Here is a 22,443-nt window from a genome sequence, read left to right as displayed (position 1 = left end):
ATTTAGCCAGGGGCGCTGGCTGATTTCCGTGTCGCGGCCCGTCAGATTCTTCACGCCGACGGGTGATGAGCCGATCATCCCCCTCTCGTCGCCGATGGCCTGGAGAATTCGTTCGCCCTGTGCACGTTCGCGTGTACCAGGCTGGGCATTTACGAGCGAACGCCGACAGTTGGCGGGTTAGCAGTCAGGTTGGCGGAGTGAGCATGCCGAAGCCAAGGGCCCGGTGAGCTGGTCAGTGTGGGTGTCGGCTGGGGGGACGCGTGGGTTGCCCCCAGCTCGCCCCTTGTTTGTCTTCTCGGGGAGAGCTACGTGTGCCGTGAGGCGTCGCCAGCGACGATGTCTGAACGCATGGCATCCCGGGTCTCTAGACGTAGATCCAGGTACCGGCGCGTCAGTTCCAGGAACTGACCACTATCGACGAGGGCCCCGGCGCTAACGGCGTCGCGCATCGCTCGAACGGCCCCGCTGCATTTCTCGGCCGGATCGACGACAGTGCGCGGAGCGAGAAGTTCCAACTCGTGGCGAGACGCGTAGCAGTGTGTGTAGGCCGTACGTGCCTGCCGGTACCGCTCGCTCGGTTCAAGGCCGGTTGTGGCGGCAATGTTGCGTAGGTCGCTGCCGGCCTGAGCATGGGATGCGAGGAACCTCGCGTAGAGCTCCCGTCGTGTTCTGTGCCATTCGGTTGTCGTCTCGCGTTGCGTCCTCCGGCGCTCCACCAGTAGTGCCGATCCCATCGCGATCACTGCGCCGAGGAGTGTGGCAAGTAGCGATATCCAGGTCACTTTCAAACAGTAGGACGTATTCGCCAGTAACTGCCCCGGGGCGCAGGGTGATTGCTGTCCTGTCCAACAGACCCGAGGCAGCGGGGCGCTGCGACCTGCGGTGCCTGGGCGCTCAGATTGATAATGCGGCCGATCGGTAAGCGTTTCAGTCGATCTGAGGGCGCCTCCCCCGGTCCTCCGCGGCGAGCGCCAGCGTCGTTCCGAGGCAGTCGGGGCCGATGCCCCAGAAAGACCGAGACTGCCTCGGTAACGGCGAGACAGGACACTCAGCCCGCCAACTGAAGCGCTCGGTGTGCGACACGAGGTCGCACCAGGTAAGTAAGGACAGTCGTATGAAGGGAAGTTGAGGAGGCTGGACTTCGGGCCAGTGTCCAGGGCCCGTCCCCGCGCTCCCATGCGTCGCTGGTAACGGCGGGGTGTGAAGCGGAGCGTTCAAGCCCGAGAGCGTCCCGGCCATCGGGGTGCAACAGGTGAGGGGAAGGCTGGACGGGCGAACGAAAGTGAACCCTCGATGATGCCTCGTGATTTTAAGACCGCGTCGATGGCGTGTTGGCGGCGGTCACAGGACCCGGTGCTGGAAGGCACCAAGCGACCTCCGGGTAACTGAGCTCGGAGGGAGGACACCGCTGGTTCCGGGGTAGAGGGGGCGCCCACCCCAGCCGCGTCTTACTGGTGCGGAACGTGGAAACCCCGACGGGGTCCAAGCCACCCGGCTTGGTAGGCCAACCGTAAGGAAGGCTGAACTCCCCGGTGGGAGAAGGAAGATCCAAGAAGCGAAGGCCGGCGGGCCGAAAGGCCAGAGGAAACCGGGAGATCGGGACCTTCACCCGCTCTCGTATAACTCGCCGGATACGGGCCCTGGTGGCCCGGCCCGAAAGGGCGCCCACGTGGATCAGGTGAGCCTTTGAAGTCACCACTGCAAGGAAGCCGGAACCGAGGGACAAGTTAGACACCGGAGGCGAACATGAAGATCACGACACCTGTCGTGACGTTCTCGCCTGCGGTGAACGGACCCGAGGACGATTTACTCGACTGGCACGGCATCGACTGGGCCACCTGCGAGGAGAACGTACGGCGGCTGAGGCAGAGGATCTTCAAGGCGACGCAGGACGGGGACCTGAAGAAGGTCCGCAACTTGCAGAAGCTCATGCTGCGAAGCCGCAGCAACACGTTGATCAGCGTGAAGCGGGTGACGCAGCAGAGCAGTGGTCGCATGACCGCTGGCATCGACGGGGAACGGGCCCTCACGCCGAAGGCGAGAGGCACCTTGGCTGCCGAGATCCATCGGTCGTCGAAGCCCTGGAAGGCCAGGCCGGTCAAGCGAGTGTTCATCCCGAAGAGCAACGGGAAACAGCGACCGCTCGGCATCCCGGTCATCCGTGACCGGGTCCTCCAGGCCCGCGTGAAGAACGCGCTGGAACCCGAGTGGGAAGCGCGGTTCGAGCCGAGGTCTTACGGCTTCCGGCCCGGCCGCAGCTGCCAGGACGCGATATCCGCGATCTTCTGGACGGTGAAGGGCAAGAACCCGAAGCGTCTGTGGGTCCTGGACGCGGACCTGTCGGCGGCGTTCGACCGCATCGACCACACCCACCTCATGACCATGCTCGGCCAGTTCCCCGCCAGGGATCTGATCGTGGGATGGCTGAAGGCGGGCGTGATCGACCGCGGCCGGTTTGCACCGACCGAGGAGGGGACTCCTCAAGGCGGTGTGATCAGCCCGCTGTTGCTGAACGTTGCTCTGCACGGACTGGAACAGGCCGCAGGGTGCCAATACACGGTGCGGGCCGGGCGTGAGCCCGGCGCGATGCCGGGCACTCCGGTGCTGGTGAGGTATGCCGATGACTTCGTCGTGCTCTGTCACGACGAAGAACAGGTGCACCAGGTCAGGGCCCGGCTGGAGGACTGGCTGGAGCCGAGGGGGCTTCGCTTCAACGAGGAGAAGACCCAGGTCGTCCACCTCGATAAGGGATTCGACTTCCTCGGTTTCACCGTCCGCCGCACGGGCGGAAAGCTGATCATCAAGCCGAGCACAGCAGCCTGCGCGAGGCTCCGGGCGCGACTACGAACCGAGGTGAAGACCCTGCACGGGTCCAATGCCGAGGCCGTGTTGCGCAGGCTGATCCCGATCGTTCGCGGTTGGGCGGCCTACTACCGGGCGGTGGCATCCACGACGACGTTCTCGTCGCTGGATCACTACATGTGGCGGCTGACCTTCAAATGGGCCAGACGGCGTCACCGCAACAAGTCGAGTCACTGGGTCGTGGACCGGTACTTCGGCAGGTTCCACCCGTCCCGGCGAGACCGGTGGGTGTTCGGCGACCGCAACAGCGGCGCCTTCCTCATCAAGTTCGCCTGGACCGGCATCGTCCGCCACCAGCTCGTCAAGGGCGGAGCGTCCCCGGACGACCCCGCTCTGACCGAGTACTGGCGGAACCGCCGCCGCAGGAAAGCGCCACCGCCGATGGACAAGACGAGTCTTCTCCTGGCGGTCCGGCAGCAGGGGCTCTGTCCTCTCTGCAAGCAGGCGCTGATCGCCGGAGCCGAGTACGAACCGGACAGTCCACGCGAGTGGATCAACTGGTTCGCGGCCTCGAAGAAGATGCTCCACAAGCATCACTTCACCTACCGGCGAGACGGCGGCACGGACGAGCGGACCAACCTTCGCCTCGTGCACTCCGAATGCCACCGCCAGCATCACGCTGGCGACAGCGAAAGGACCACATAACCCTGCTGACCTGCGAAACCCATGGGGCTTGCTTGAGCCGGATGCGGTGAAAGTCGCACGTCCGGTTCTGAGGGGGCCGGGTCACGGCAACGTGATCCGGCTACCCGACCACAAGTGTCCCGTCTCCAGCGACCTGGTCCGCGTCTCAGGTGATCTGGTCCGATTCACTTCTGGTCTCAGGTGATGTGGTTCGCCGACGTGTTTGCGACGGGCTGTCGCTCGTTGGGGTGACGCTATTGCGTACAGGCTGTGGTGCTCCACGAGGTGAGCGACAGAAGTACGGCAACGCCACCAGGGCCTACTTCGAAGATCTCGCGGCCAGAGCACGAAACCACACTATGACGGGCGTGCATCAGTCCCTCGAATTGCGAGCGGCATCGGCACGGCACTGGGAAACATCTCCAGTCAGACGGGAATCGATCTTCAGCCGCCTCTGGAGTACCTAGTCAGAGGTACTCGTGAACAGCCCTGCCGCGGATGCCGCGGACCAGCCGCCCCGGCCGACTCGCTACGTGACCGCGAGGAACAGCTCGAACTCTTCTCACGGCTCAGCTCTAGGCCAGCGCCGCCCCCAGCAGCAGCGCAAACAGGAGGGGCAGAAACACCCACCCGAGCGCGAGCGAAGCCGCCACTATGCGGTACGTCCGCATGGACCGGCGGTGGGGCAGGACCCAGGCGATGGCAAGTAGGGACAGGGCCCCGTAGATCACGACTCCGTATTGGCCCATGCCGTCGTGGGACCGGATCACGCTGTACTCCATCGCGAGGAGCGGAAGACCAAGCAGGGAGGCCACGAGGGATGCCTTCCACCAGGTTCTGTGGAGGGCAGGGAGCCGCGTCACATGGTTCTGCGTCGTCTTCATGGGCCCCACCCCATCACCATCAACCGCCTCGGGCATCGGTAGTCGTACTCATCTGATCTAGGTTGATCCAACGGACTCCTTCGACAGGCTGACTGCCCCTCACTGACATGGATGGATTTGCCCATGTCATCGTCGCGTCGGAGTCTGGTGTTCCGGGCCAGTGACGTCGGTGTTGCACTGGCTGGTCCGTCGGGACCCCGACCGACCCCGCCCCGCCCTGGAATCGATGAACTCGACCCAGCCTGGGGGAACGATCTTCGGCGAGCCGCGAAGGCACTGGTCAACCCCACTCGTGAACACCCCAGGAGTGGCTCGTTGTCCGCCTCGGCCGGGGCCACGACCTGACCTGGCCCGTTCTCATCCGGCACCTCGCTCCCGGAGGCTGGGTCCACCCACTCACCGCACAGGCCGACACCGAAGCCGTGATCACACTCCACCAGCTCCTCGGCGAGTTCTTCGACACACGAGAACAACCAGACGGCCTCGCCAACATCTTCAGGAACTACCAGGAGTGGCTGACGACTCAGACTGAGGTTCCCCCGAGATGCGGAGGGCGATGACAGCGGGTCAGATGGTTCTCATGAGAGGAACTCTGACCATGGCCGCTCCGAGGAAATATCCGCTGGAGTTGCGTGAGCGTGCGGTGCGGATGTATCGCACCGCCGAGCCGAAGCCCCAGATCAAGCGCCTGGCCATTGAGCTGGGGGTCCACCCGGAGGCACTGCGCGGCTGGATCCGCCAGGCCGAGGCCGACCGCGGCGAGCGCGACGACCGGCTGACCACCGAGGAGAAGGACGAGCTGGGCCAGCTGCGGCGGGAGGTGAAGGAACTGCGCCGGGCGAACGAGATCCTGCGCACGGCCTCGGCTTTTTTCGCCCAGGAACTCGACACGACCCGGCGCAGGTACTGACGTTCCTCAGCGAACGCAGTGACCTCGGTGTCGAGCCCGTACTCCGGGAACTGCACGTCCCCTCGTCCACCTACTACCGCTGGCGCCGGCAGGAGAAGGAGCCGTGTGAACGCCGCCGCCGTGACGCGGAGTTGACGACCAAGATCGAGGAGATCCATGCCGACTCCGGCGGGATCTACGGCTCGCCCCGCGTGCATGCCGTGCTCAAGCGCGAGGGCGTGGCCATCGGCCGCAAGCGGGTCGAGCGATTGATGCGCGAGGCCGATCTGGCGGGCCTCAGCCCACGCCGCACGGGCAAGGGCTTCACCCGCCGCGACCCGACGGCCACGCTCGCCCCGGACCTGGTGCAGCGGGACTTCACCGCTCCCGTGCCGAACCGGCTGTGGGTCACCGACCTCACCATGATCCCCACGGGTGAGGGACCGCTGTGGCTCTCCGCGATCCGCGACGCCTTCTCCCGCCGGGTGGTGGCCTGGGAGACCTCCGCCCGCGCGGACGCCGACCTGGTCCTGTCCTGCCTCGAGTACGCCCTGGCCAGCCGCGAGCCCGTGCCCGGCACCTTGATCCATCACGCCGACCACGGCTGTCAATACACGTCCATCAAGCTCACAACACGGCTGGTACGTGCGGGTATTGAGGGGTCGATGGGGTCCGTGGGCGACAGCTACGACAACGCCCTCGCGGAGAATCTGTGGATGCTGATCAAGACCGAGTGCGTGCGCGGACGCGTCTTCGTCACCCGGGCCGAGGCCAACCTCGCGCTGTTCGAGTACATCGACGGCTTCTACAACAGCCGACGCATCCAGAAACGCCTCGGCTACCTCAGTCCCATCGAGTTCGAGGAGAAGCACTACGCCAACCAGGCGACGACCGAACAAGCGAACCTGAAACCACGTCAACCCATCCTGACCAGCTGATCAGCACCTCCCGCACACCGGGGGAACCTCAGACCTGGTATCAGTTCGACACAGCGGAGCCGGACCAGGTCAACTGAGACAGCCTCCGGCATCTGCTCGCCTGGGACCGCACCACCTGAGATTCCTGGCATCCCCACGTCTCAACTGAACTGGTCGCCGCAGGTCAACGGGCCGACTCGGAACCAGATCATTTAAGACGGGACAACAAGTTCCCAAGCAGTACCCCCAGCAGCGCTGAGATGCGGGCACGCACCCTCGGAAATGCAAAGTCAACCTGCGCAGATTCAGGTTGGACAGACCCACGCGTTCCTTCATCCCCCAGCTTGACGCCCGACCACAATGCAACATCAACCGTGACCGGACACGGGCCGGCTCTCCCGTACGGCACGATGGGCCGCACTCGCGCACCCGTATGAACGTCCAGTGAACGTCCAGGAGGAACCCCATGGCCGACGCCGCTCCCAAGCCGCAGACCCTCGCCGCTTTCGAGGCCGCCAAGGGCTTCATGCCGCTGCGCGAAGGCCTCGCCCTGTACGCGGCGGCGGCCGAGGCGGGCGCGCTCGGGCTGCCGCTGCTTGAGGTCGGCACGTACTGCGGGCGCTCCACGATCCTGCTGGCCGACGCCGCCCGCGAGGCCGGGACCGTCGCCGTCACCGTGGACCACCACCGCGGCAGCGAGGAGCAGCAGCCGGGGTGGGAGTACCACGACCCGAGCGTCGTGGACCCCGAGGTCGGCCGGATGGACACACTGCCGACCTTCCGCCGCACGCTCCACAAGGCGGGTCTGGAGGACCATGTGGTCGCGATCGTCGGGCGTTCGCCGCAGGTCGCGGCCGTCTGGGGCGGCAAGGTCGGGCTCGCCTTCATCGACGGCGGGCACACCGACGAGCACGCGAACGGCGACTACGAGGGCTGGGCGCCGCACGTCGCCGACGGCGGCCTGCTGGTCATCCACGACGTCTTCCCGGACCCGGCGGACGGCGGCCGGGCCCCGCATCGCGTCCACCTCCGCGCCCTGGCATCCGGCGCCTTCACCGATGTCTCGGCGACCGACTCCCTGCGCGTTCTGCGGCGTACGTCCTCGGGGATCTGAGCGGCCCCGATAGCATCACCGAGTGTCGTACGACAGCCCAGACCCCGCACCGCGCCGCTTCGGCCGCAGCAATCTCACCGTGGCCATCGCCGCCCTGGTGCCGACCGCGCTGGCGGGTTGGCTCGTCTGGCAGGCGATGAGCGGCCCTGAGGACGGCGAGCCGCCCAAGGTCATGCCGGTGCCCAGCCAGTCCGCCGCCCGCTCCACGGCCCCGCCGCCGACGAGCGCCACTCCGAAACCGTCCGGGCCGGCCACGCCGTTGGCCCCTGCCTCCCCCTCCGGCACGAAGCCCGACGACAAGCCCGACGGCAAGCCCAACGACAAAGGCGACAAGCCGACAGGGACCGGTCCGCTGGCGGGCCGGGTCGTGGTCGTGGACCCCGGGCACAACCCGGGCAACTTCCAGCACACGCGCGAGATCAACAAGCTTGTGGATATCGGCACGAACCGCAAGGAGTGCGACACCACGGGCACGTCCACCAACGCGGGTTACACCGAAGCCGCGTTCACCCTCGACGTCTCGCGCAAGCTGCGCACTCTGCTCCAGCAGCAGGGCGCGACAGTCAAGTTGGTGCAGAACGCCGACCGCCCGTTCGGCCCGTGCGTGGACGAGCGGGCCCGTATCGGCAACGAGGCGAAGGCCGACGCGGTCGTCTCCGTGCACGCGGACGGCTCCGCGGTGGGCAATCGCGGCTTCCATGTGATCCTGCCCGCGCTCGTGAAGGGCGGCGCCTCGGACACCACGAAGATCGTCGGCCCGTCGCGCGAGCTCGGCGAGCGCATCGCGGGGAACTTCGTGCGGGCGACGGGCAGCATGCCCTCCAACTACGTCGGCGGGGGCACCGGATTGGACGTCCGCAAGGACCTCGGTGGTCTCAATTTGACGACTGTGCCCAAGGTGTTCATCGAATGCGGCAATATGCGTGACCCGAAGGACGTCGCTCTGCTGACAAGTGAGACCTGGCGCCAGAAGGCGGCACAGGGCATCGCGGACGGCATCACGGGCTACCTCAACGGGTAGGGCTGACACCCGGCGGACGACCCGGTCGGGCGGACGATACATTCATCCGTACGATGGGGAGCCACCCCCGAGCTTCGCACCGCGTTTTCGCATGTCCGCGCACACCGGCGCCAGCGATGACCGCCCCGACGAACCAACCCACAAAGGATCTTACGTGAACATCCGCTCCCTCACTCGAGGCGACGGCGTGGTGATCGGAGCAGCGGTGGTGCTGTTCATCGCCTCGTTCCTTGACTTCGTCTCCGCCCCCGAATGCCGTGGCGAGTTCTGCGGCTCCTCGGCGTCGAGCAACGCGTGGGACTCGCTCAGCCTCCTGATGAGCATCTACCTCGCCGGCGTCATCGCCGCGGTGCTGATCGTGGTCAGCCGCGCCCTGCCGGGGCGCAAGGTCGCCGGTCTGGACCTCGGCCAGTTCGGTGTCGCCCTCGCGGTCTTCTCGCTGTGGACGGCCTTCTGGACGATCCTCGACATCAGTGACGCGGGCGCCGGCCTCATCCTCGGCCTGCTCGCCACCCTCGTCCTCGCGGTCGGCGCCGTCGCATCCCCGCTCGTCCCGGCTCTCAAGGCCCCGCTGCTGAGTGCCCCGAGGCCGCAGGTCGCGCAGCCGTACGGCGGGCAGCCCGGTCAGCCCGGCCCCGGCGGCTACGGCTACCCCGGTGCCCAGCAGCAGCCCTACGGCGGCCAGCCGGGCCAGCCCGGTCCCGGCCAGTCCGGTGGCTACGGCTTCCCCGGCGGCCAGCAGCCCGGCCAGCCGCAGCAGGCCCAGGCCGCCCCGGCGCCCCAGGCGCCGCAGGCAGCCGCAGCCGCGCCCGCCGGAGACTTCACGCCGTTCTGGTTCGCGGTTCCGGTCGCCCGTCCGCTGTACGCCGAGGACGGTTCGCCGACGCCGATCGCCGAGCTGGCGCCCGGCACCTGGTACCTGGCCGTGGAGCAGCGCGGCGCCGCACTGGTCGCGCAGACGCAGGACGGCCGTCGTGGTGTCCTGCAGGACACCACCGGTATCCAGCGCGGCTGACACCCGCAGCAGCTTCGGCCACGGCCCCTCGCCCCTTCCGGGCGGGGGGCCGTTGTCGTACAGTCAGCGATCTGACGGACCGTCAGAAAGCTGCGTCTGGAGGGATTCAGGGATGCGTCTCGGACTCGCGCTGGGCTACTGGGGCCGGGGTCCCGATCCCCGTCATCTCGATCTCGCCCGCGAGGCGGAGAACCTCGGCTACGACTCCGTGTGGACGGCGGAGGCCTGGGGCTCGGACGCGTTCACACCGCTCACCTGGATCGCGGCGCACACCTCCCGCATCAGGCTGGGCACGGCCATCGCCCAGATGGCTGCCCGCGCCCCCACTGCCACCGCGATGCACGCCCTGACCCTCGACCATCTCTCCGGCGGCCGGATGATGCTCGGCCTGGGCCTGTCCGGGCCGCAGGTCGTCGAGGGCTGGTACGGGCGGCCGTTCCCCGCCAGCCCGCTCACCGCGACGCGCGAGTACGTCGATGTGATCCGCCAGGTGCTGCGGCGCGAGGGGCCCGTAGAGGTCGACGGCCGCTTCCACTCGCTTCCGTACCGGGGTGAGGACGGCACCGGCACGGGCAAGGCGCTCAAGCCGATCACCCATCCCCTGCGCGCGAGCCTCCCCATCCTGCTCGGCGCGGAGGGGCCCAAGAACATCGCCCAGACGACCCGGATCGCCGACGGCTGGCTCCCGCTGTACTGGTCGCCGACCCGCGCCGACGTATACGAGGCGTCGCTGGCCGATATGCCCGATGGCTTCATGATCGCGCCGATGGCGCGGGCCCAGGTCTGTGACGATGTCGCCGAGGGCCTGCTGCCGGTCAAGGCGATGCTGGGCTTCTACATCGGCGGAATGGGCCACGCGACCCGCAACTTCCATGCCGACCTGATGGCGAGGATGGGCTTCGAGGCGGAGGCCCACCGCGTCCAGGAGCTGTTCCTGGCGGGCCGCAGGGAGGAGGCGGTGCTGGCGGTGCCGGACGCGTTCGCCGACGAGATTTCCCTGGTCGGCCCCCGCGAACGCATCGCGGAGCGCCTGGAGCTGTGGCGCAAGGGCCCGGTCACCGACCTCCTGGTGACGGCCCCGGACCCGCACACCCTGCGCGTACTGGCGGAGCTGAACGGCTGACCCGACACAGCAGGTATGGCGTGGGTACCATACGTCCATGAGCCTCAAGCGAACGACCGTGTATCTCGAAGAAGAAGACCTTCGCGAGCTCAAGGACGCCGCGGCCAGCAAAGGGATAAGCGAGGCCGAGCTGATCCGCGAAGGCGTGCGACTGGCCATCGGCCGTAACCGGACGTGGGACGAGCCCGCCGGGCTCCCCGTGTTCGACAGCGGCGACCCTTCCTTCGCCGAGCACACGGACGACAACCTGCGGGAGACCGGTTTCGGCGCGTGGGGCGAGGGGCGTCAGTGATCGTCATCGCCGACACCTCCGGCATTATCGCGTCCATCGACCGGAGCTGCCCCGACCATCTCAAGGCACGCGAAGTCATGGACACCGCCGGTCTCGTCGTCATCGCGCCGCTCGTCTTCGCCGAGCTCGATCACCTGGTGAGCGGGCGGTTCGGACAGCAGGCGGCCGGCGCCGTCATCGACCAGCTCCTCACCCACGCGCGTACCGGCCGGTACGCGATCGGCGAGACGGGGGCCGACGTGCTGTCCGACGCACGGCTGACCCAACGGAGGTATCACGACCTCGAACTGGACCTCAGCGACGCCGTGATCACCGTGCTGGCACGCGAGTACGCGACGGACGCCGTCCTCACCCTCGACCGCAAGGACTTCCGCACCATCCGGCCGCTGTCCAAGCACACCGCCTTTCGGCTGCTGCCCGACGACCTGTAGGGCGCCGATGCCAGGGTTGTGGCGCACGGTACGCAGAACGTCGGCTTTATGCAGCGTTTAACCACGCTCCGTGCGGCAACCCGTAGAGCATGTCTTCCAGAACCCGAACGCGAAGCGGCAATCCCGTGGCCACGATCATTCAGATAGTCGCCGACGTCATGGCCTTCATCATCGGCCTGTGGATCGTGATGTACCTGCTGGACGCCAACCGCGGGAACGACCTCGTTGAGTTCATCCACGACGCGGCCCGCTGGCTGGCCGGCTGGTCGCACGATCTGTTCACATTCGACGAGGCCTGGGCGCGCGTCGTGTGCGGCTACGGTCTCGCCGCGCTGGTGTACCTCTTCATCGGGCACGCCATCGCGGGCCGCCTGCGCCGCGGTTGATACGCCGCGGTTGATGCCGGGTGTGTCCGCCCCGCGGGGCGGACACACCCGCCGGCCCCTACCCGCAGCAGTCGGGGGCGAGCCCGAGCGGCAGCCGCTCGCCGCTGAAGACGGCGGTGGTCGGCTCGTCGCCGCCGAGCGCGGCCACCGCGAGCAGCAGTGACCCCGCGGTCCAGCTCGTCTGCTCGACCGGCCAGACCGCGTCGTCGTCGAAGACGTATCCCGTCCAGTACATGCCGTTGTCGGCCCGCAGGTGCTGGATGGACTGGAGGATCTCCAGCGCCCGGTCCGACTCCCCCATCACCCAGAGGGCCAGGGCGAGTTCGCAGCTCTCGCCGCCGGTGACCCAGGGGTTGGGGTCGATGCAGCGCACGCCGAGGCCGGGCACCACGAACCGGTCCCACTCAGCTTCGAGCCGGTCCTTGGCCTCGGGTCCCGTGACCGCGCTCACCAGGATCGGGTAGTACCAGTCCATGGAGTAGCGGCTCTTGTCCAGGAACCGCTCCGGGTGCCGCTGGATGGCGTGCCGCAGCGCGCCCACCGCCAACTCCCAGTCGGGCTGCGGCTCTTCGCGCTGCTCGGCGACGGCCAGTGCGCAGCGCAGTGCCTGGTGGATGGAGGAACTGCCGGTCAGCAGCGCGTCGTTGACGATCGCGCCGCCGTCCTCGACGGACTCGCGCTTCCAGCCGATCTGCCCGCCGGGCTGCTGCAGGGCGAGCACGAACTCGGTCGCCGCATACACGGTCGGCCACATCCGGTCGATGAACGCGTCGTCGCCGGTGGCCAGGTAGTGGTGCCAGACGCCCACCGCGATGTACGCGGAGAAGTTGGACTCGCGGCCCCGGTCGCTGGGCCGCAGCTCGTCGTTGTCGTCATACGCCGCGTACCAGGAGCCGTCCTCGTTCTGGGTCCCGACGAGCCACTCGTAGGCCCGGGCGGCGGCCTCGTGCTGCCCGGCCGCGTCGAGTGCCATGGCGGCCTCGGTGTGGTCCCACGGGTCGAGGTGGTGGCCGCGGAACCACGGTATGGCGCCGTTCTCTCGCTGTACGGCGAGGATGCCCGCGACGGTCTCGGCGGCCTCATCGGCCGTCAGCACGCCGGGCAGGACAAGGTGTTCAGTGCGGCCGGGTGAGGTCACTTGGCGCCCGCCGCGGCGGGCAGGTGCGGCTTGGTCGCGTACGCCACGAAGCTCTTGCCGACGATGGGGTTCAGGGCCTGCTCGGCGAGCCGGGTCACCAGCGGCTTTTTCATGATGTCCCAGACCAGCAGCTTGTGGTACGCCCGCACCGGCAGCACCTTGTCGTTGTCCACGCCGAAGGCGCACTTGAGCCACCAGTACGGCGAGTGCAGCGCGTGCGCGTGGTGCGTGCCGTACGGCTTGAGGCCCGCCTCCCGCATCCGGCCGAGCAGTTCGTCGGCCTTGTAGATGCGGATGTGGCCGCCTTCGACCTCGTGGTACGCGTCGCTCAGCGCCCAGCAGACCTTCTCGGGCCCGTACCGCGGCACGGTGACCGCGATCCGGCCGCCGGGCTTCAGCACCCGGACCATCTCCGCCAGCACGCCCTTGTCGTCCGGGATGTGCTCCATGACCTCGGAGATGATCACGACGTCGAAGGAGGCGTCCGGGAACGGCAGGTTGAGGGCGTCGCCCTCCATGGCGGTGGCCGTCGCGCCCGCCGGGGCCTCACCGGCCTCCTTCATGGCCGCGAACCACTTGGCGACCTCACGGATCTCCTCGCCGTTCTGGTCGAGGGCCACCACCTGGGCGCCGCGCCGGTAGCACTCGAAGGCGTGGCGGCCCGCGCCACAGCCCAGGTCGAGTACACGGTCGCCCGCGGCGAGCGGGAAGCGGGAGAAATCCACGGTCAGCACGGGGTCTGCCCTTCCGAGTGTTTGACGGCGCCGTTCCACCGGGCGCGCGTTGCTGTGGCCGCCGAGCGGCCCAGATGTGTAACTGCCGAGCGGCCACCGGCCGCCGGGGTCCGCGTCACCGGACTCCCCCGCGCAGCGCGGCGCGGGCCGCGATCCGCGCGCGGTACAGCTCTGCCGTGCCCTGGGCGGCCCTGGCCCAGGTGAAGTTGGCCAGGACCCGCTCCCTGCCTGCCGCGCCCAGGCGCCGGCGCAGGATGGGGTCGCCGAGGAGCCTGCTCAGGGCGGTGGCCAGCGCGCCCGCGTCGCCCGGCGGGACGGCCAGGCAGGTCTCGCCGTCCGCCCCGGCGACCTCGGGGATCGCACCGCCGGTGGTGGCGACGAGCGGGGTGCCGGTGGCCATCGCCTCGGCGGCGGGCAGCGAGAAGCCCTCGTACAGGGAGGGGACGCAGGCGATCTGGGCGCCGCGCACCAGGGTGACGAGTTCCTCGTCGGTGATGCCCTTGACGAACTCGATGGCTCCCTGGAGCCCGTACCGCTCGATGGCCTGCGCGACGGGGCCGTCCTCGGCGCGCCTGCCGACGACCACGAGGTGCGCTTCGGGGTGCTCGGTGCGGAGCTTGGCGAGCGCCTCCACGAGGTGGATGAGGCCCTTGAGGGGTACGTCCGCGCTGGACGTCGTCACGATGCGGCCGGGGACCTCGGCGACCGAGGGGTCGGGGGAGAAGAGGTCGGTGTCGGCGCCGATGTGCACGACGTGGATGCGGCTGTCGTCCACGCCGAGCTGCTCGGCGATCTCCAGCCGGGAGGAGCCTGAGACGGTGAGCACGGACGGCATACGGCGCGCGACGCGCTTCTGCATGCGGGTGAAGCCGTACCAGCGGCGTACCGAGGCGCGTCTGCGCCAGCCGTCGGCGGCGGCCAGGTCGAGCTGCCGGTCGACGGTGATGGGGTGGTGGATCGTGGTGACCAGCGGGGCGCCGAGGTCGCCCAACAGCCCGTACCCCAGTGTCTGGTTGTCGTGGATCACATCGAACTCGCCCCGGCGCGCGGCCAGATGACGCTTGGCGCGCAGCGAGAAGGTGAGCGGTTCGGGGAAGCCGCCGGTCCACATCGTCGCGACTTCGAGGGTGTCGATCCAGTCGCGGTACTCGCCGCGCTTCGGCGTGCGGAACGGGTCGGGCTGGCGGTACAGGTCGAGGCTGGCCAGCTCGGTGAGCGGCACACCCTCGTCGAGCACGGGGTAGGGCTGGGAGCCGAGGACCTCGACGCTGTGGCCCAGGCGGGCGAGTTCGCGCGAGAGGTGGCGTACGTAGACACCTTGGCCACCGCAGAACGGGTTGCCCTTGTACGACAGGAGCGCGATGCGCAGCGGGCGGTCGCCGTCGCCGCACGGGGCGGGCACATCGGGCGCGGGCGCGTCCGACGAACCCGCATGGGGGCCCGCCTGTATGGCCTCAGCGGTCACTCTCGGCCCCCTTCTTCACTGCACTATCGGCGGAGCGTAGCCGCTCACGCTAATCTAGAACAAGTTCTTGTCGGCCGGGGGTCCGGGGGGTTTCCTCCAGGGGTGGCCCCCGAGGAGAGTCAGCCAGGCTTGATCGTTCAAGGAACTTTGAATCTACCGGCCGTAAGCGGCGCCGTAAGGTCCGGATCAGGTGATTCGCGCCACGGCACATGCCCTGCCATGCTGTGGCCACCTCTGGAGCGCACAGTACGGATGAATGCCATGGAGCAGGACATATGACTTCGGAAGCCAAGACGGCCGGCCCGGCGTCTGGGCCCCTCACCGAGCGCCAGGAGGCACGCCGCCGCCGGATCCTGCACACCAGCGCCCAACTCGCGAGCCGCGGCGGCTTCGACGCGGTGCAGATGCGCGAGGTCGCCGAGTCCGCCGGCGTGGCCCTGGGCACGCTCTACCGCTACTTTCCGTCAAAGGTGCACCTACTCGTAGCCACGATGCAGGACCAGCTCCAGCACCTGCACACCACGCTGCGCAAGCGCCCGCCGGCCGGGCAGGACGCGGCGGAACGGGTCTCCGAGACTCTGATGCGGGCCTTCCGCGCGCTCCAGCGCGAGCCCCATCTGGCGGACGCGATGGTGCGGGCGCTGACGTTCGCGGACCGCGGTGTCAGCCCCGAGGTCGACATGGTCTCGCGGCAGACCACGGCGATCATCCTTGAGGCCATGGCCTTGGATGCAGTGCCCACGCCCGAACAGCTGTCGGCGGTCCGGGTCATTGAACACACCTGGCACTCGGCCCTGATCACCTGGCTCTCGGGGCGCGCCTCGATCGCCCAGGTGAAGATCGACATCGAGATGGTGTGCCGGCTGATCGACCTCACCGACCCGGATCACCGCGGGTAGCGGAATCCCGCGCTCCACCGATGCGCGTGCGCCCGAAGTGCGCCGGACGCGCCCCCATTGTGCGACTCGTTGGCCTGAATCCGTGGCCACTGAATCCGGTCTTCGCGGGTACTACTGAGCGACGTGACATGCAGAGCACCACAGGCAGGAGCCTCAGGGGGGAAGTCGTGAGCCGCACGATCCGGGTTCTTCTCGTGAACGACGTCAGTTTGATGCGGTCGGGTCTGGCCGCCCTGCTCGAAAAGGAGCCCGATATCGAAATATCGACCAGCACATCTCTGGGAGCGCTACGGGCCGCGCGGTCGTTAGAGCCGCGCGTGTGCGTCGTGGACACCGAAGGGCCGGGATCGCCGGGACTGATCGCCGGCACGGAAGTGACGGCCGCCCGCGGCCCGTATCCGGACTGCACCCTGCTCGTCCTGCTCCCGGCCGGAAAGCCGGGACTGCTGCGCCGGGCGTATGAAGCCGACGCCCAGGGGTACGTGAGCAAGGAAGCCCCGACCGAGCGGCTGCTCGACGGAATTCGGCGGGTCGCCACAGGGAAACGTTTCGTCGATGATTCCCTCGCCTACGAATTCCTCGAAGCGGCCCAAAGTCCACTGACCCGGCGAGAGTTGACCGTCCTGTCACTCGCCGCCGAAGGGGCGGACATCACCGAGATCGCCGCCAGTCTGCATCTGTCCAACGGGACGGTGCGCAACTACATGGCCGCGATCACCCGGAAGACCGGCGCCCGCAATCGCGTGGACGCCATTCGCATCTCCCAGGGAGCGGGCTGGCTCTGACCGGCCGCCCGCCGGGTCCCGGTAGAGCGTGGAACACCGCATCAGGGTCGTGCCGGGGCGCGCGGCGAAGGCGCGTTCGGCGCGGTCCTCAGCGGCGGGGCCGGGACGGTAGGGCGCAGGACGGCAGGGCGCAGGACGAGGGCGCGGTCGCTCCGGCAGCCGGTCGAGGCTGCCGGACGCCACCATGGCGGCCCGGCCGCCGACCCGGATGTCCACCAGATCGTCGGGCCGCCCTGGCAGGGGCCAATCGCCGCCGACCGGCCCCCGGCCTGCTGCTTGGGCCGCCCCTTGGCCACTCGTCGGGGCTACTCGTCGGGCGGAAAGACCGTCTCCCCGCTGCCGAGCAGGGTGATCGTGATGGCCTCGACCGGACACCCCTCGGCGGCCGTCAGCACCCCTTCGTTGGCGTCGGAGTCCGGCGCCAACGGATGGGACTGCCGGGCGGTGTCCAGGGTGAAGGCACCCGGCGCGTTGTTCACGCACATCCCGGAGCCGATACAGACGCCCCGGTCGACCTCGACGTGCCAGCGGTCCCCCATCACGCGTCCCCGTACCCCGCCGGCAGGTGGATCATCTTGTGCTCCAGGTACTCGCCGTATCCCTCGGGCCCGAACTCCCGTCCCAGACCGGAGTTCTTGTAGCCGCCGAAGGGCCCGAGCATGTCGATGCTGAAGGTGTTCACGGAGTACGTGCCGGTCCGCACCCGGCGTGCCACGTCGATGCCGTGCTCGACGTCGGCGGTCCACACGCTGCCGCTGAGGCCGTAGTCGGAGTCGTTGGCGATGCGTACCGCCTCCTGCTCGTCGTCGTACGGCAGCAGACAGATGACCGGGCCGAAGATCTCCTCGCGGGCGATGCGCATCGAGTTGTCGACGCCGCCGAAGAGCGTGGGTTCGACGTACCACCCCTGGTCCATGCCGGCCGGACGCCCGCCCCCGGTGAGGATCTTGGCGCCCTCCTCCTGCCCGATCCTGATGTAGTCGAGGGAGCGCTGCTGCTGGCGCTTGGCGACGAGCGGGCCGAGTTCGGTGGCCGGGTCGAGCGGGTCGCCGATCTTCAGCGCGTGCGCGGCGGCAGCGAAGGCTTCGGCGAACTCCTCGTAGCGCGAGTGCGGGGCGAGGATGCGGGTCTGGGCCACGCAGGCCTGGCCGTTGAGCATCCAGGCGAACGGGACGATGCCGGCGACCGTGCTCGCCAGGTCCGCGTCGGGCAGGATCACGGCGGCGGACTTGCCGCCCAACTCCAGGGTGACGCGGGTGAGGTTACGCGAGGCGACCTCCATCACGCGCTTGCCCGCCGCCACCGAGCCGGTGAACGACACCTTGTCCACGCCCGGGTGGCCGACCAGGTACTCACTGACCTCGCGGTCCGCCGCGATGATCGACAGCACCCCCGGCGGCAGCCCGGCCTCGGTGGCGATGTCGGCGAGTATGTACGCGTCCAGCGGCGTCTCCGGCGACACCTTGAGGACGGCCGAGCAGCCCGCGAGCAGTGCGGGGGCGAGCTTGGCCGCCGCGGTGAACTGCGGCACGTTCCACGGCACGACGGCCGCGACCACCCCGACGGGCTCGCGCCGCACGAGGATCGGCCCGAGCACCCCGGCCCGCCGCTCCTCGTGGGGGAAGTCGCGCGCCACGGTGATCGTGGCGTCCCAGACCATCATCGCGGCGAGCGCCTGCATCATCACGCTGGAGGTGTACGGCGTGCCGTTCTCGGAGGAGATGACGCGGGCGATCTCCTCGTGCCGTACGGCGATCGCGTCCTTGATCCGCGACACGACGGCTATGCGCTCGTCGAGCGTCATCCGCGGCCAGGGCCCCTCGTCGAAGGCCGTACGGGCGGCGGCCACCGCCCGGTCGACGTCGGCGCGGGACGCGTGCGGGACACGGCCGATGACCTGCTCGGTGTGCGGTGAGATCACCTCGATGACGTCCGTACCGAGCGGGTCGACCAACTCGCCGCCGATGTACAGCTTTCCGTGCTCCACAAGCTCGGTCATGACTGACGCCTCTCGCTGCCCGGCAATTCTCTGACGCTGCATCAGAACCGATACCAGGTAAGTCCGAAGGAGTCCACGTCCATGCGCAACTGTTCCGGCTGCCGGCTCGCGCACTCACCCACCGGGCTACTGCTCGAACAGGCTCGGCGCCGACGGCTCGGCGCCGTCCCCCCGGTACGTGTTGAGGGTGACACGGTGCGCGGTTTCGCGACCCTTGCGGTAGGGGGGCCTGAGGTGGTCGGGCAGGACGGTCGGGCGGGACGAGCTGAACTCCACCACTCCCAGGGCGAAGGCCTGCTTGTCGGTGTCGGGGAGGGCACCGCCCCAGCCGTCCCAGTCGGCCCAGCGCCACAGGCCGCCGATCAGGTACCGGCCGTGCGTATCGACTGCGACGAGCGTCGTCGCCCGCGCGTTCCACGATGTCGTCCAGCAGAGCCGCAACGCAGCGCCTTCCCAGGACGCGGTGAAGATGCAGTCGTCGTCGTTGAGATCCCGGAGAAGCTGATCGGCGGTGTCACGGTGGAACGCGATGGTGTCGTACGCACCGACATCGCCGACAACGGCTCCGGGGTAGGGGCCGTGCGGGGTGCCTTCGATGGTGAACAGACCGACGAACGCAGGAGCTTCCATCATCACTCCTTGACGAGCGGGTGGCCCTGCCCACATTCATCTCGTTCGAGAGACCGGTTCCCGCGAAGCACCCTGGCCCCAGAGGCATTCCGGGGAATGCCGTAGTTGTCGACGGCTGCGGAAGGCCTTCCCGACGTAAGGGGCTGAGCTTACTCCCCGCCCGGTATCGACAGAAAGTGCACAGTGCCTTCTTTCGCCGGAAGAGCCCGGTCGCGGGCGACGCAGGGGCGGTGGGTGACCCTTCGCGCCGCGACGCTCCTGGCGGGCCGCCTCCGCGGACCTCGCCTCGCGGCAACACGCAGGTCATCGCCCGTGCGCCGGTCCGCGCCAGGGACATTAACGCCTCGAAAATATGTTACTCGTGCGTTCTGCATACCTGTTTCGTGACAGGCGTTACTGGTTCGGTTCGCGGTCGGGTGACAGCGTCTGAGTGTCACCCAGTCGAAGGGGTCCAATGAACAAGGGGTATGCCGCTTTCTGCGACATCGGCCGTCATTTCTACGACGCTCCGTATCGCCGGTCGTCGGACAGCGCGAGCAGCGGCACCCCGTACTCGGTTCTGGCACGTGACCTCCCGCACGGATGGCAACGCCACACTTCCGGTGACTGGTTGGCATTCCGCCCCCTGGAGAACCGACTCCCCAGTCAGGGCTGGAAGATCCATATATCCGCGTGTCTGGACAACGCGGAGAAGATTCTCACCGCGGTGTGGGACTACTGCGTCCCACGGTCGGTCGCCTTCAAGTGCATGCCGAGCAGGTACCTGCTCCATTCCCGTAACGCGAAATACGCGGACCGCGCCGCCAGCGGGAAGTTCATCACGGTCTACCCGGCCGACGACGCACAGTTCCACACCCTCGCGAAGGAACTCGACGAACTGCTCGCCGGGGAGCCCGGCCCCGTGATCCTCAGCGATCTGCGCTGGGGCGCAGGTCCGGTCTACGTGCGGTACGGCAGCTTCACCGAGCGGTACTGCTACGACGGCGGTGAGCTGGTCCCCGCGATCGCCGACGCCCAGGGGCAGTTGGTGCCCGACCGTCGGGATCCGACGTTCCACGTCCCCTCCTGGATCACCCTCCCGGAGTTCCTCGAACCGCATGTCGCGGCCCGCTCCGCGAACCCGGTCGCCGAGGTCCCCTACCGGTTCGAGCGGGCGCTGCACTTCTCCAACGGAGGGGGTGTGTACGTCGGCAGGGACTTGCGCACCGACCGGCAAGTGGTTCTGAAGGAGGGCCGGCCGCACGCGGGCCTGGCCGCCGACGGCGCCGACGCGGTCACTCGCCTGGAGCGGGAGAGCGATGCTCTGCGGCGGCTGGCGGGGTTGGGACACACACCCGAGGTGCTGGACTGGTTCACCCTCGGCGATCACTCCTTCCTCGTCCTGGAGTACATCGAGGGACGCCCCCTGAACAGCTTCTTCGCACACCGGCACCCGCTCATCGAAGCCGATCCCAGCGCGGAGAAGCTCACCGAGTACACGCAGTGGGCGATGCGGATCCATCGGCTCGTCGAAGACGCCATCAAGGCGATCCATGGCCGGGGTGTGGCCTTCAACGATCTGCATCTATTCAACATCATGCTGTCGGAGGACGAGTCCTCCGTGACACTCCTTGACTTCGAGGCCGCCGCCGTCGACGACATGACGCGCCGTCAGGTCGTGGCCAATCCGGGTTTCGTCGCACCCGCCGACCGCCGAGGCTTCGACGTCGACCTGTACGCCCTGGCATGCCTGCGCCTGGCCCTGTTCCTCCCGCTCACCAGCCTCTTCGCGGTGGACCGGGCCAAGGCCGGGCACTTGGCCAAGATCGCCTGCGAACAGTTCCCCGTACCTCCCGCCTTTCTCCAGGAGGCAGTTGAGGAGATCCAGCGGGGGCAGCTGCCCGAGGCCGCCGCGCCGAACGCGAGCGCACCCCGAGCCGACTACCTTCCCGTGGCCCTGGCCGACTGGCCGAACAGCCGGGACTCGATGGCGCGGGCTATCACCGCCTCCGCCACGCCCGACCGCGAGGACCGTTACTTCCCCGGGGACATCGCGCAGTTCGCCAACTCCGCCGGGGGCGCCTGCTTCTCGTACGGAACGGCCGGAGTCCTCTACGCCCTGGCCGAGACCGGCGCGGAGCGCTGTCCGGAGGCCGAGGACTGGCTGCTGCGTTCCTGCAAGGCTCCCGCTTCCGGCACGCCCCTGGGCTTCTACGACGGCCTGTCCGGCATGGCGTGGGTACTCGACCGCCTGGGGCACCGCGAAGCGGCACTCGACCTCGCCGACACGCTCACCTCCCAGCCCCGGGGGGACATCGCGCCTGACCTGCACAGCGGCCTGGCGGGCCTCGGCCTCGCCCTGGACGCGCTGGCCACCTCCACCGGCGAGAGCGCGCTGCACAGCACGGCGCTGCAATGCGCCCAGCTGATCGCCGACAAGACGGCCCAGGGCGGGCCCTCCGGTGCTCGCGCCGGGCTCCTGCACGGGGCCGCCGGAACCGCGCTGCTCTTCATCCGGCTCTACGAACGCAACGGCGATCAGGCCCTGTTGGACCTCGCGGCCGATGCCTTGCGCCGCGACCTGGACCGCTGCACACGCAGCGTCGGCGGCACCCTTCAGGTCAACGAGGGCCGGCGCACCATGCCCTACCTGGGAGCCGGCAGTGTCGGCATCGGCATGGTCATCGACGACTATCTCCTGCACCGGCGCGACGAACGGTTCGCGCAGGCCAGGGAAGAGATCGTGCGCGCCGCACAGGCCAAGTTCTACGCCCAGCCCGGCCTGTTCCGCGGCGCCGCGGGCATGGTGCTGCATCTGAGCCGCACCACGACGCCCGGGCCCGGTACTCACGACGCCGATGTGCGCCGCCAGATCGAATCGCTCTCCTGGGGCGCCGTCCCCTACCAGGGCCATCTGGCCTTCGCCGGTGAGCAGATGATGCGTCTCTCCATGGACCTGAGCACCGGCACCGCCGGCTGCTTGCTCGCTCTGGGCAGCGCCCTGCACGAGACCCCCGTGCACCTGCCCTTCCTCCCGCCGCTGCGGCGGCCCCTCAGCCCGGCTCCTTGACGGAGTCGAGAACAAAGCACCCCGTCCCCACCATGAGAGGAAACACCATGACCCTTCTCGACCTTCAGATGCTTGAGACCCCCGCCGCCGAGATCACGGGCGAGATCGGCACGGGCGGCGGCAGCCGCGCGAGCCTGCTGCTCTGTGGCGACAGCAGCCTCAGCGTCACGACCTGTAACTGAACCA

At 68.5% G+C, this 22,443-nt stretch carries 21 protein-coding genes; 14 read left to right on the top strand and 7 right to left on the bottom strand.

Annotated elements, in window-relative coordinates; all coding sequences use genetic code 11:
- The first annotated feature begins 1,746 nt into the window (after positions 1-1,746).
- On the top strand, positions 1,747-3,507 hold the full coding sequence (ltrA, locus tag ABCR94_RS32575; protein WP_347124351.1) for a group II intron reverse transcriptase/maturase: 1,761 nt from the start codon (positions 1,747-1,749) through the stop codon (positions 3,505-3,507).
- A gap of 554 nt (positions 3,508-4,061) precedes the next feature.
- Here ltrA and ABCR94_RS32570 read toward each other — a convergent pair.
- Positions 4,062-4,370: a hypothetical protein gene (locus ABCR94_RS32570; protein WP_347124349.1), complete on the bottom strand. Its 309-nt coding sequence runs from the start codon at positions 4,368-4,370 to the stop codon at positions 4,062-4,064.
- Positions 4,371-4,950: 580 nt separating this feature from the next.
- Here ABCR94_RS32570 and ABCR94_RS32565 point away from each other — a divergent pair.
- From ABCR94_RS32565 to ABCR94_RS32525, 9 genes are all read left to right on the top strand, one after another.
- A complete protein-coding gene (locus ABCR94_RS32565) occupies positions 4,951-5,280 on the top strand; it encodes a transposase (protein WP_347116874.1) in 330 nt (109 codons plus the stop codon).
- Entirely contained in the window at positions 5,277-6,197 is a 921-nt protein-coding gene (locus tag ABCR94_RS32560) for an IS3 family transposase (RefSeq protein WP_347119122.1), read from the top strand. The genes ABCR94_RS32565 and ABCR94_RS32560 overlap by 4 nt, the downstream gene beginning before the upstream one ends.
- A gap of 445 nt (positions 6,198-6,642) precedes the next feature.
- Positions 6,643-7,290, top strand: a complete 648-nt coding sequence (locus tag ABCR94_RS32555; RefSeq protein ID WP_347124347.1) for a class I SAM-dependent methyltransferase — start codon at positions 6,643-6,645, stop codon at positions 7,288-7,290.
- A 22-nt stretch (positions 7,291-7,312) separates the two neighbouring features.
- Positions 7,313-8,311, top strand: coding sequence for an N-acetylmuramoyl-L-alanine amidase (locus ABCR94_RS32550; RefSeq protein WP_347124345.1), 999 nt, complete (start codon positions 7,313-7,315; stop codon positions 8,309-8,311).
- A gap of 154 nt (positions 8,312-8,465) precedes the next feature.
- Complete coding sequence (locus ABCR94_RS32545) at positions 8,466-9,326, top strand: hypothetical protein (RefSeq protein WP_347124343.1); 861 nt, start codon at positions 8,466-8,468, stop codon at positions 9,324-9,326.
- A 112-nt stretch (positions 9,327-9,438) separates the two neighbouring features.
- The gene (locus tag ABCR94_RS32540; protein ID WP_347124341.1) at positions 9,439-10,449 is read left to right on the top strand and encodes an LLM class F420-dependent oxidoreductase; all 1,011 of its coding nucleotides are present in this window, start codon (positions 9,439-9,441) and stop codon (positions 10,447-10,449) included.
- A gap of 37 nt (positions 10,450-10,486) precedes the next feature.
- Complete coding sequence (locus ABCR94_RS32535) at positions 10,487-10,741, top strand: ribbon-helix-helix domain-containing protein (protein WP_347124339.1); 255 nt, start codon at positions 10,487-10,489, stop codon at positions 10,739-10,741.
- Positions 10,738-11,172: a PIN domain-containing protein gene (locus tag ABCR94_RS32530; protein WP_347124338.1), complete on the top strand. Its 435-nt coding sequence runs from the start codon at positions 10,738-10,740 to the stop codon at positions 11,170-11,172. Before ABCR94_RS32535 ends, ABCR94_RS32530 begins: the two co-directional genes overlap by 4 nt.
- 89 nt (positions 11,173-11,261) lie before the next feature.
- Positions 11,262-11,558, top strand: coding sequence for a hypothetical protein (locus ABCR94_RS32525; RefSeq protein WP_347124337.1), 297 nt, complete (start codon positions 11,262-11,264; stop codon positions 11,556-11,558).
- A gap of 58 nt (positions 11,559-11,616) precedes the next feature.
- On the opposite strand, the gene ABCR94_RS32520 is transcribed toward ABCR94_RS32525, so the two are convergent.
- The 3 genes from ABCR94_RS32520 to ABCR94_RS32510 all read right to left on the bottom strand — a co-directional run bounded on the left by ABCR94_RS32520 (position 11,617) and on the right by ABCR94_RS32510 (position 14,895).
- Complete coding sequence (locus ABCR94_RS32520) at positions 11,617-12,696, bottom strand: prenyltransferase/squalene oxidase repeat-containing protein (RefSeq protein ID WP_347124335.1); 1,080 nt, start codon at positions 12,694-12,696, stop codon at positions 11,617-11,619.
- On the bottom strand, positions 12,693-13,430 hold the full coding sequence (locus ABCR94_RS32515) for a class I SAM-dependent methyltransferase (protein WP_347124333.1): 738 nt from the start codon (positions 13,428-13,430) through the stop codon (positions 12,693-12,695). Before ABCR94_RS32515 ends, ABCR94_RS32520 begins: the two co-directional genes overlap by 4 nt.
- A gap of 115 nt (positions 13,431-13,545) precedes the next feature.
- Positions 13,546-14,895, bottom strand: a complete 1,350-nt coding sequence (locus ABCR94_RS32510) for a glycosyltransferase family 4 protein (protein ID WP_347124332.1) — start codon at positions 14,893-14,895, stop codon at positions 13,546-13,548.
- 275 nt (positions 14,896-15,170) lie between these two features.
- Between ABCR94_RS32510 and ABCR94_RS32505 the strand changes: the two genes are divergently transcribed.
- Positions 15,171-15,794 (top strand): TetR family transcriptional regulator, encoded by a 624-nt coding sequence (locus ABCR94_RS32505; RefSeq protein WP_347124331.1) that lies wholly within the window; start codon positions 15,171-15,173, stop codon positions 15,792-15,794.
- Positions 15,795-16,006: 212 nt separating this feature from the next.
- Positions 16,007-16,579: a response regulator transcription factor gene (locus ABCR94_RS32500; RefSeq protein ID WP_347124373.1), complete on the top strand. Its 573-nt coding sequence runs from the start codon at positions 16,007-16,009 to the stop codon at positions 16,577-16,579.
- Between the two features lie 305 nt (positions 16,580-16,884).
- On the opposite strand, the gene ABCR94_RS32495 is transcribed toward ABCR94_RS32500, so the two are convergent.
- The 3 genes from ABCR94_RS32495 to ABCR94_RS32485 all read right to left on the bottom strand — a co-directional run bounded on the left by ABCR94_RS32495 (position 16,885) and on the right by ABCR94_RS32485 (position 19,208).
- Positions 16,885-17,118 carry a ferredoxin gene (locus ABCR94_RS32495; RefSeq protein ID WP_347124329.1) on the bottom strand — a complete coding sequence of 78 codons (234 nt, stop codon included), beginning with the start codon at positions 17,116-17,118 and terminating at the stop codon, positions 16,885-16,887.
- The gene (locus ABCR94_RS32490) at positions 17,118-18,578 is read right to left on the bottom strand and encodes an aldehyde dehydrogenase (protein WP_347124327.1); all 1,461 of its coding nucleotides are present in this window, start codon (positions 18,576-18,578) and stop codon (positions 17,118-17,120) included. Before ABCR94_RS32490 ends, ABCR94_RS32495 begins: the two co-directional genes overlap by 1 nt.
- Before the next feature lie 126 nt (positions 18,579-18,704).
- Positions 18,705-19,208 (bottom strand): hypothetical protein, encoded by a 504-nt coding sequence (locus ABCR94_RS32485; RefSeq protein WP_347124325.1) that lies wholly within the window; start codon positions 19,206-19,208, stop codon positions 18,705-18,707.
- Between the two features lie 454 nt (positions 19,209-19,662).
- Here ABCR94_RS32485 and lanKC point away from each other — a divergent pair, with 454 nt between their 5' ends.
- A complete protein-coding gene (gene lanKC, locus ABCR94_RS32480) occupies positions 19,663-22,257 on the top strand; it encodes a class III lanthionine synthetase LanKC (RefSeq protein WP_347124324.1) in 2,595 nt (864 codons plus the stop codon).
- Positions 22,258-22,304: 47 nt separating this feature from the next.
- On the top strand, positions 22,305-22,439 hold the full coding sequence (locus tag ABCR94_RS32475; RefSeq protein WP_283518345.1) for a SapB/AmfS family lanthipeptide: 135 nt from the start codon (positions 22,305-22,307) through the stop codon (positions 22,437-22,439).
- Positions 22,440-22,443 lie beyond the last annotated feature (4 nt).

The sequence above is a fragment of the Streptomyces changchenzhani genome (assembly GCF_039766235.1).
Lineage (GTDB): Bacteria > Actinomycetota > Actinomycetes > Streptomycetales > Streptomycetaceae > Streptomyces.
This window is presented reverse-complemented; position numbering and strand designations above follow the sequence as displayed.

Bases quoted from the DNA above. Each gene is read 5' to 3' on its own strand.
- ltrA (WP_347124351.1), top strand. From the start codon at position 1,747: ATGAAGATCACGACACCTGTCGTGACGTTCTCGCCTGCGGTGAACGGA.
- ABCR94_RS32570 (WP_347124349.1), bottom strand. From the start codon at position 4,370: ATGAAGACGACGCAGAACCATGTGACGCGGCTCCCTGCCCTCCACAGA.
- ABCR94_RS32565 (WP_347116874.1), top strand. From the start codon at position 4,951: ATGAGAGGAACTCTGACCATGGCCGCTCCGAGGAAATATCCGCTGGAG.
- ABCR94_RS32555 (WP_347124347.1), top strand. From the start codon at position 6,643: ATGGCCGACGCCGCTCCCAAGCCGCAGACCCTCGCCGCTTTCGAGGCC.
- ABCR94_RS32540 (WP_347124341.1), top strand. From the start codon at position 9,439: ATGCGTCTCGGACTCGCGCTGGGCTACTGGGGCCGGGGTCCCGATCCC.
- ABCR94_RS32535 (WP_347124339.1), top strand. From the start codon at position 10,487: ATGAGCCTCAAGCGAACGACCGTGTATCTCGAAGAAGAAGACCTTCGC.
- ABCR94_RS32525 (WP_347124337.1), top strand. From the start codon at position 11,262: ATGTCTTCCAGAACCCGAACGCGAAGCGGCAATCCCGTGGCCACGATC.
- ABCR94_RS32505 (WP_347124331.1), top strand. From the start codon at position 15,171: ATGACTTCGGAAGCCAAGACGGCCGGCCCGGCGTCTGGGCCCCTCACC.
- ABCR94_RS32500 (WP_347124373.1), top strand. From the start codon at position 16,007: ATGCGGTCGGGTCTGGCCGCCCTGCTCGAAAAGGAGCCCGATATCGAA.
- ABCR94_RS32495 (WP_347124329.1), bottom strand. From the start codon at position 17,118: ATGGGGGACCGCTGGCACGTCGAGGTCGACCGGGGCGTCTGTATCGGC.
- ABCR94_RS32490 (WP_347124327.1), bottom strand. From the start codon at position 18,578: ATGACCGAGCTTGTGGAGCACGGAAAGCTGTACATCGGCGGCGAGTTG.
- ABCR94_RS32485 (WP_347124325.1), bottom strand. From the start codon at position 19,208: ATGGAAGCTCCTGCGTTCGTCGGTCTGTTCACCATCGAAGGCACCCCG.
- lanKC (WP_347124324.1), top strand. From the start codon at position 19,663: ATGAACAAGGGGTATGCCGCTTTCTGCGACATCGGCCGTCATTTCTAC.
- ABCR94_RS32475 (WP_283518345.1), top strand. From the start codon at position 22,305: ATGACCCTTCTCGACCTTCAGATGCTTGAGACCCCCGCCGCCGAGATC.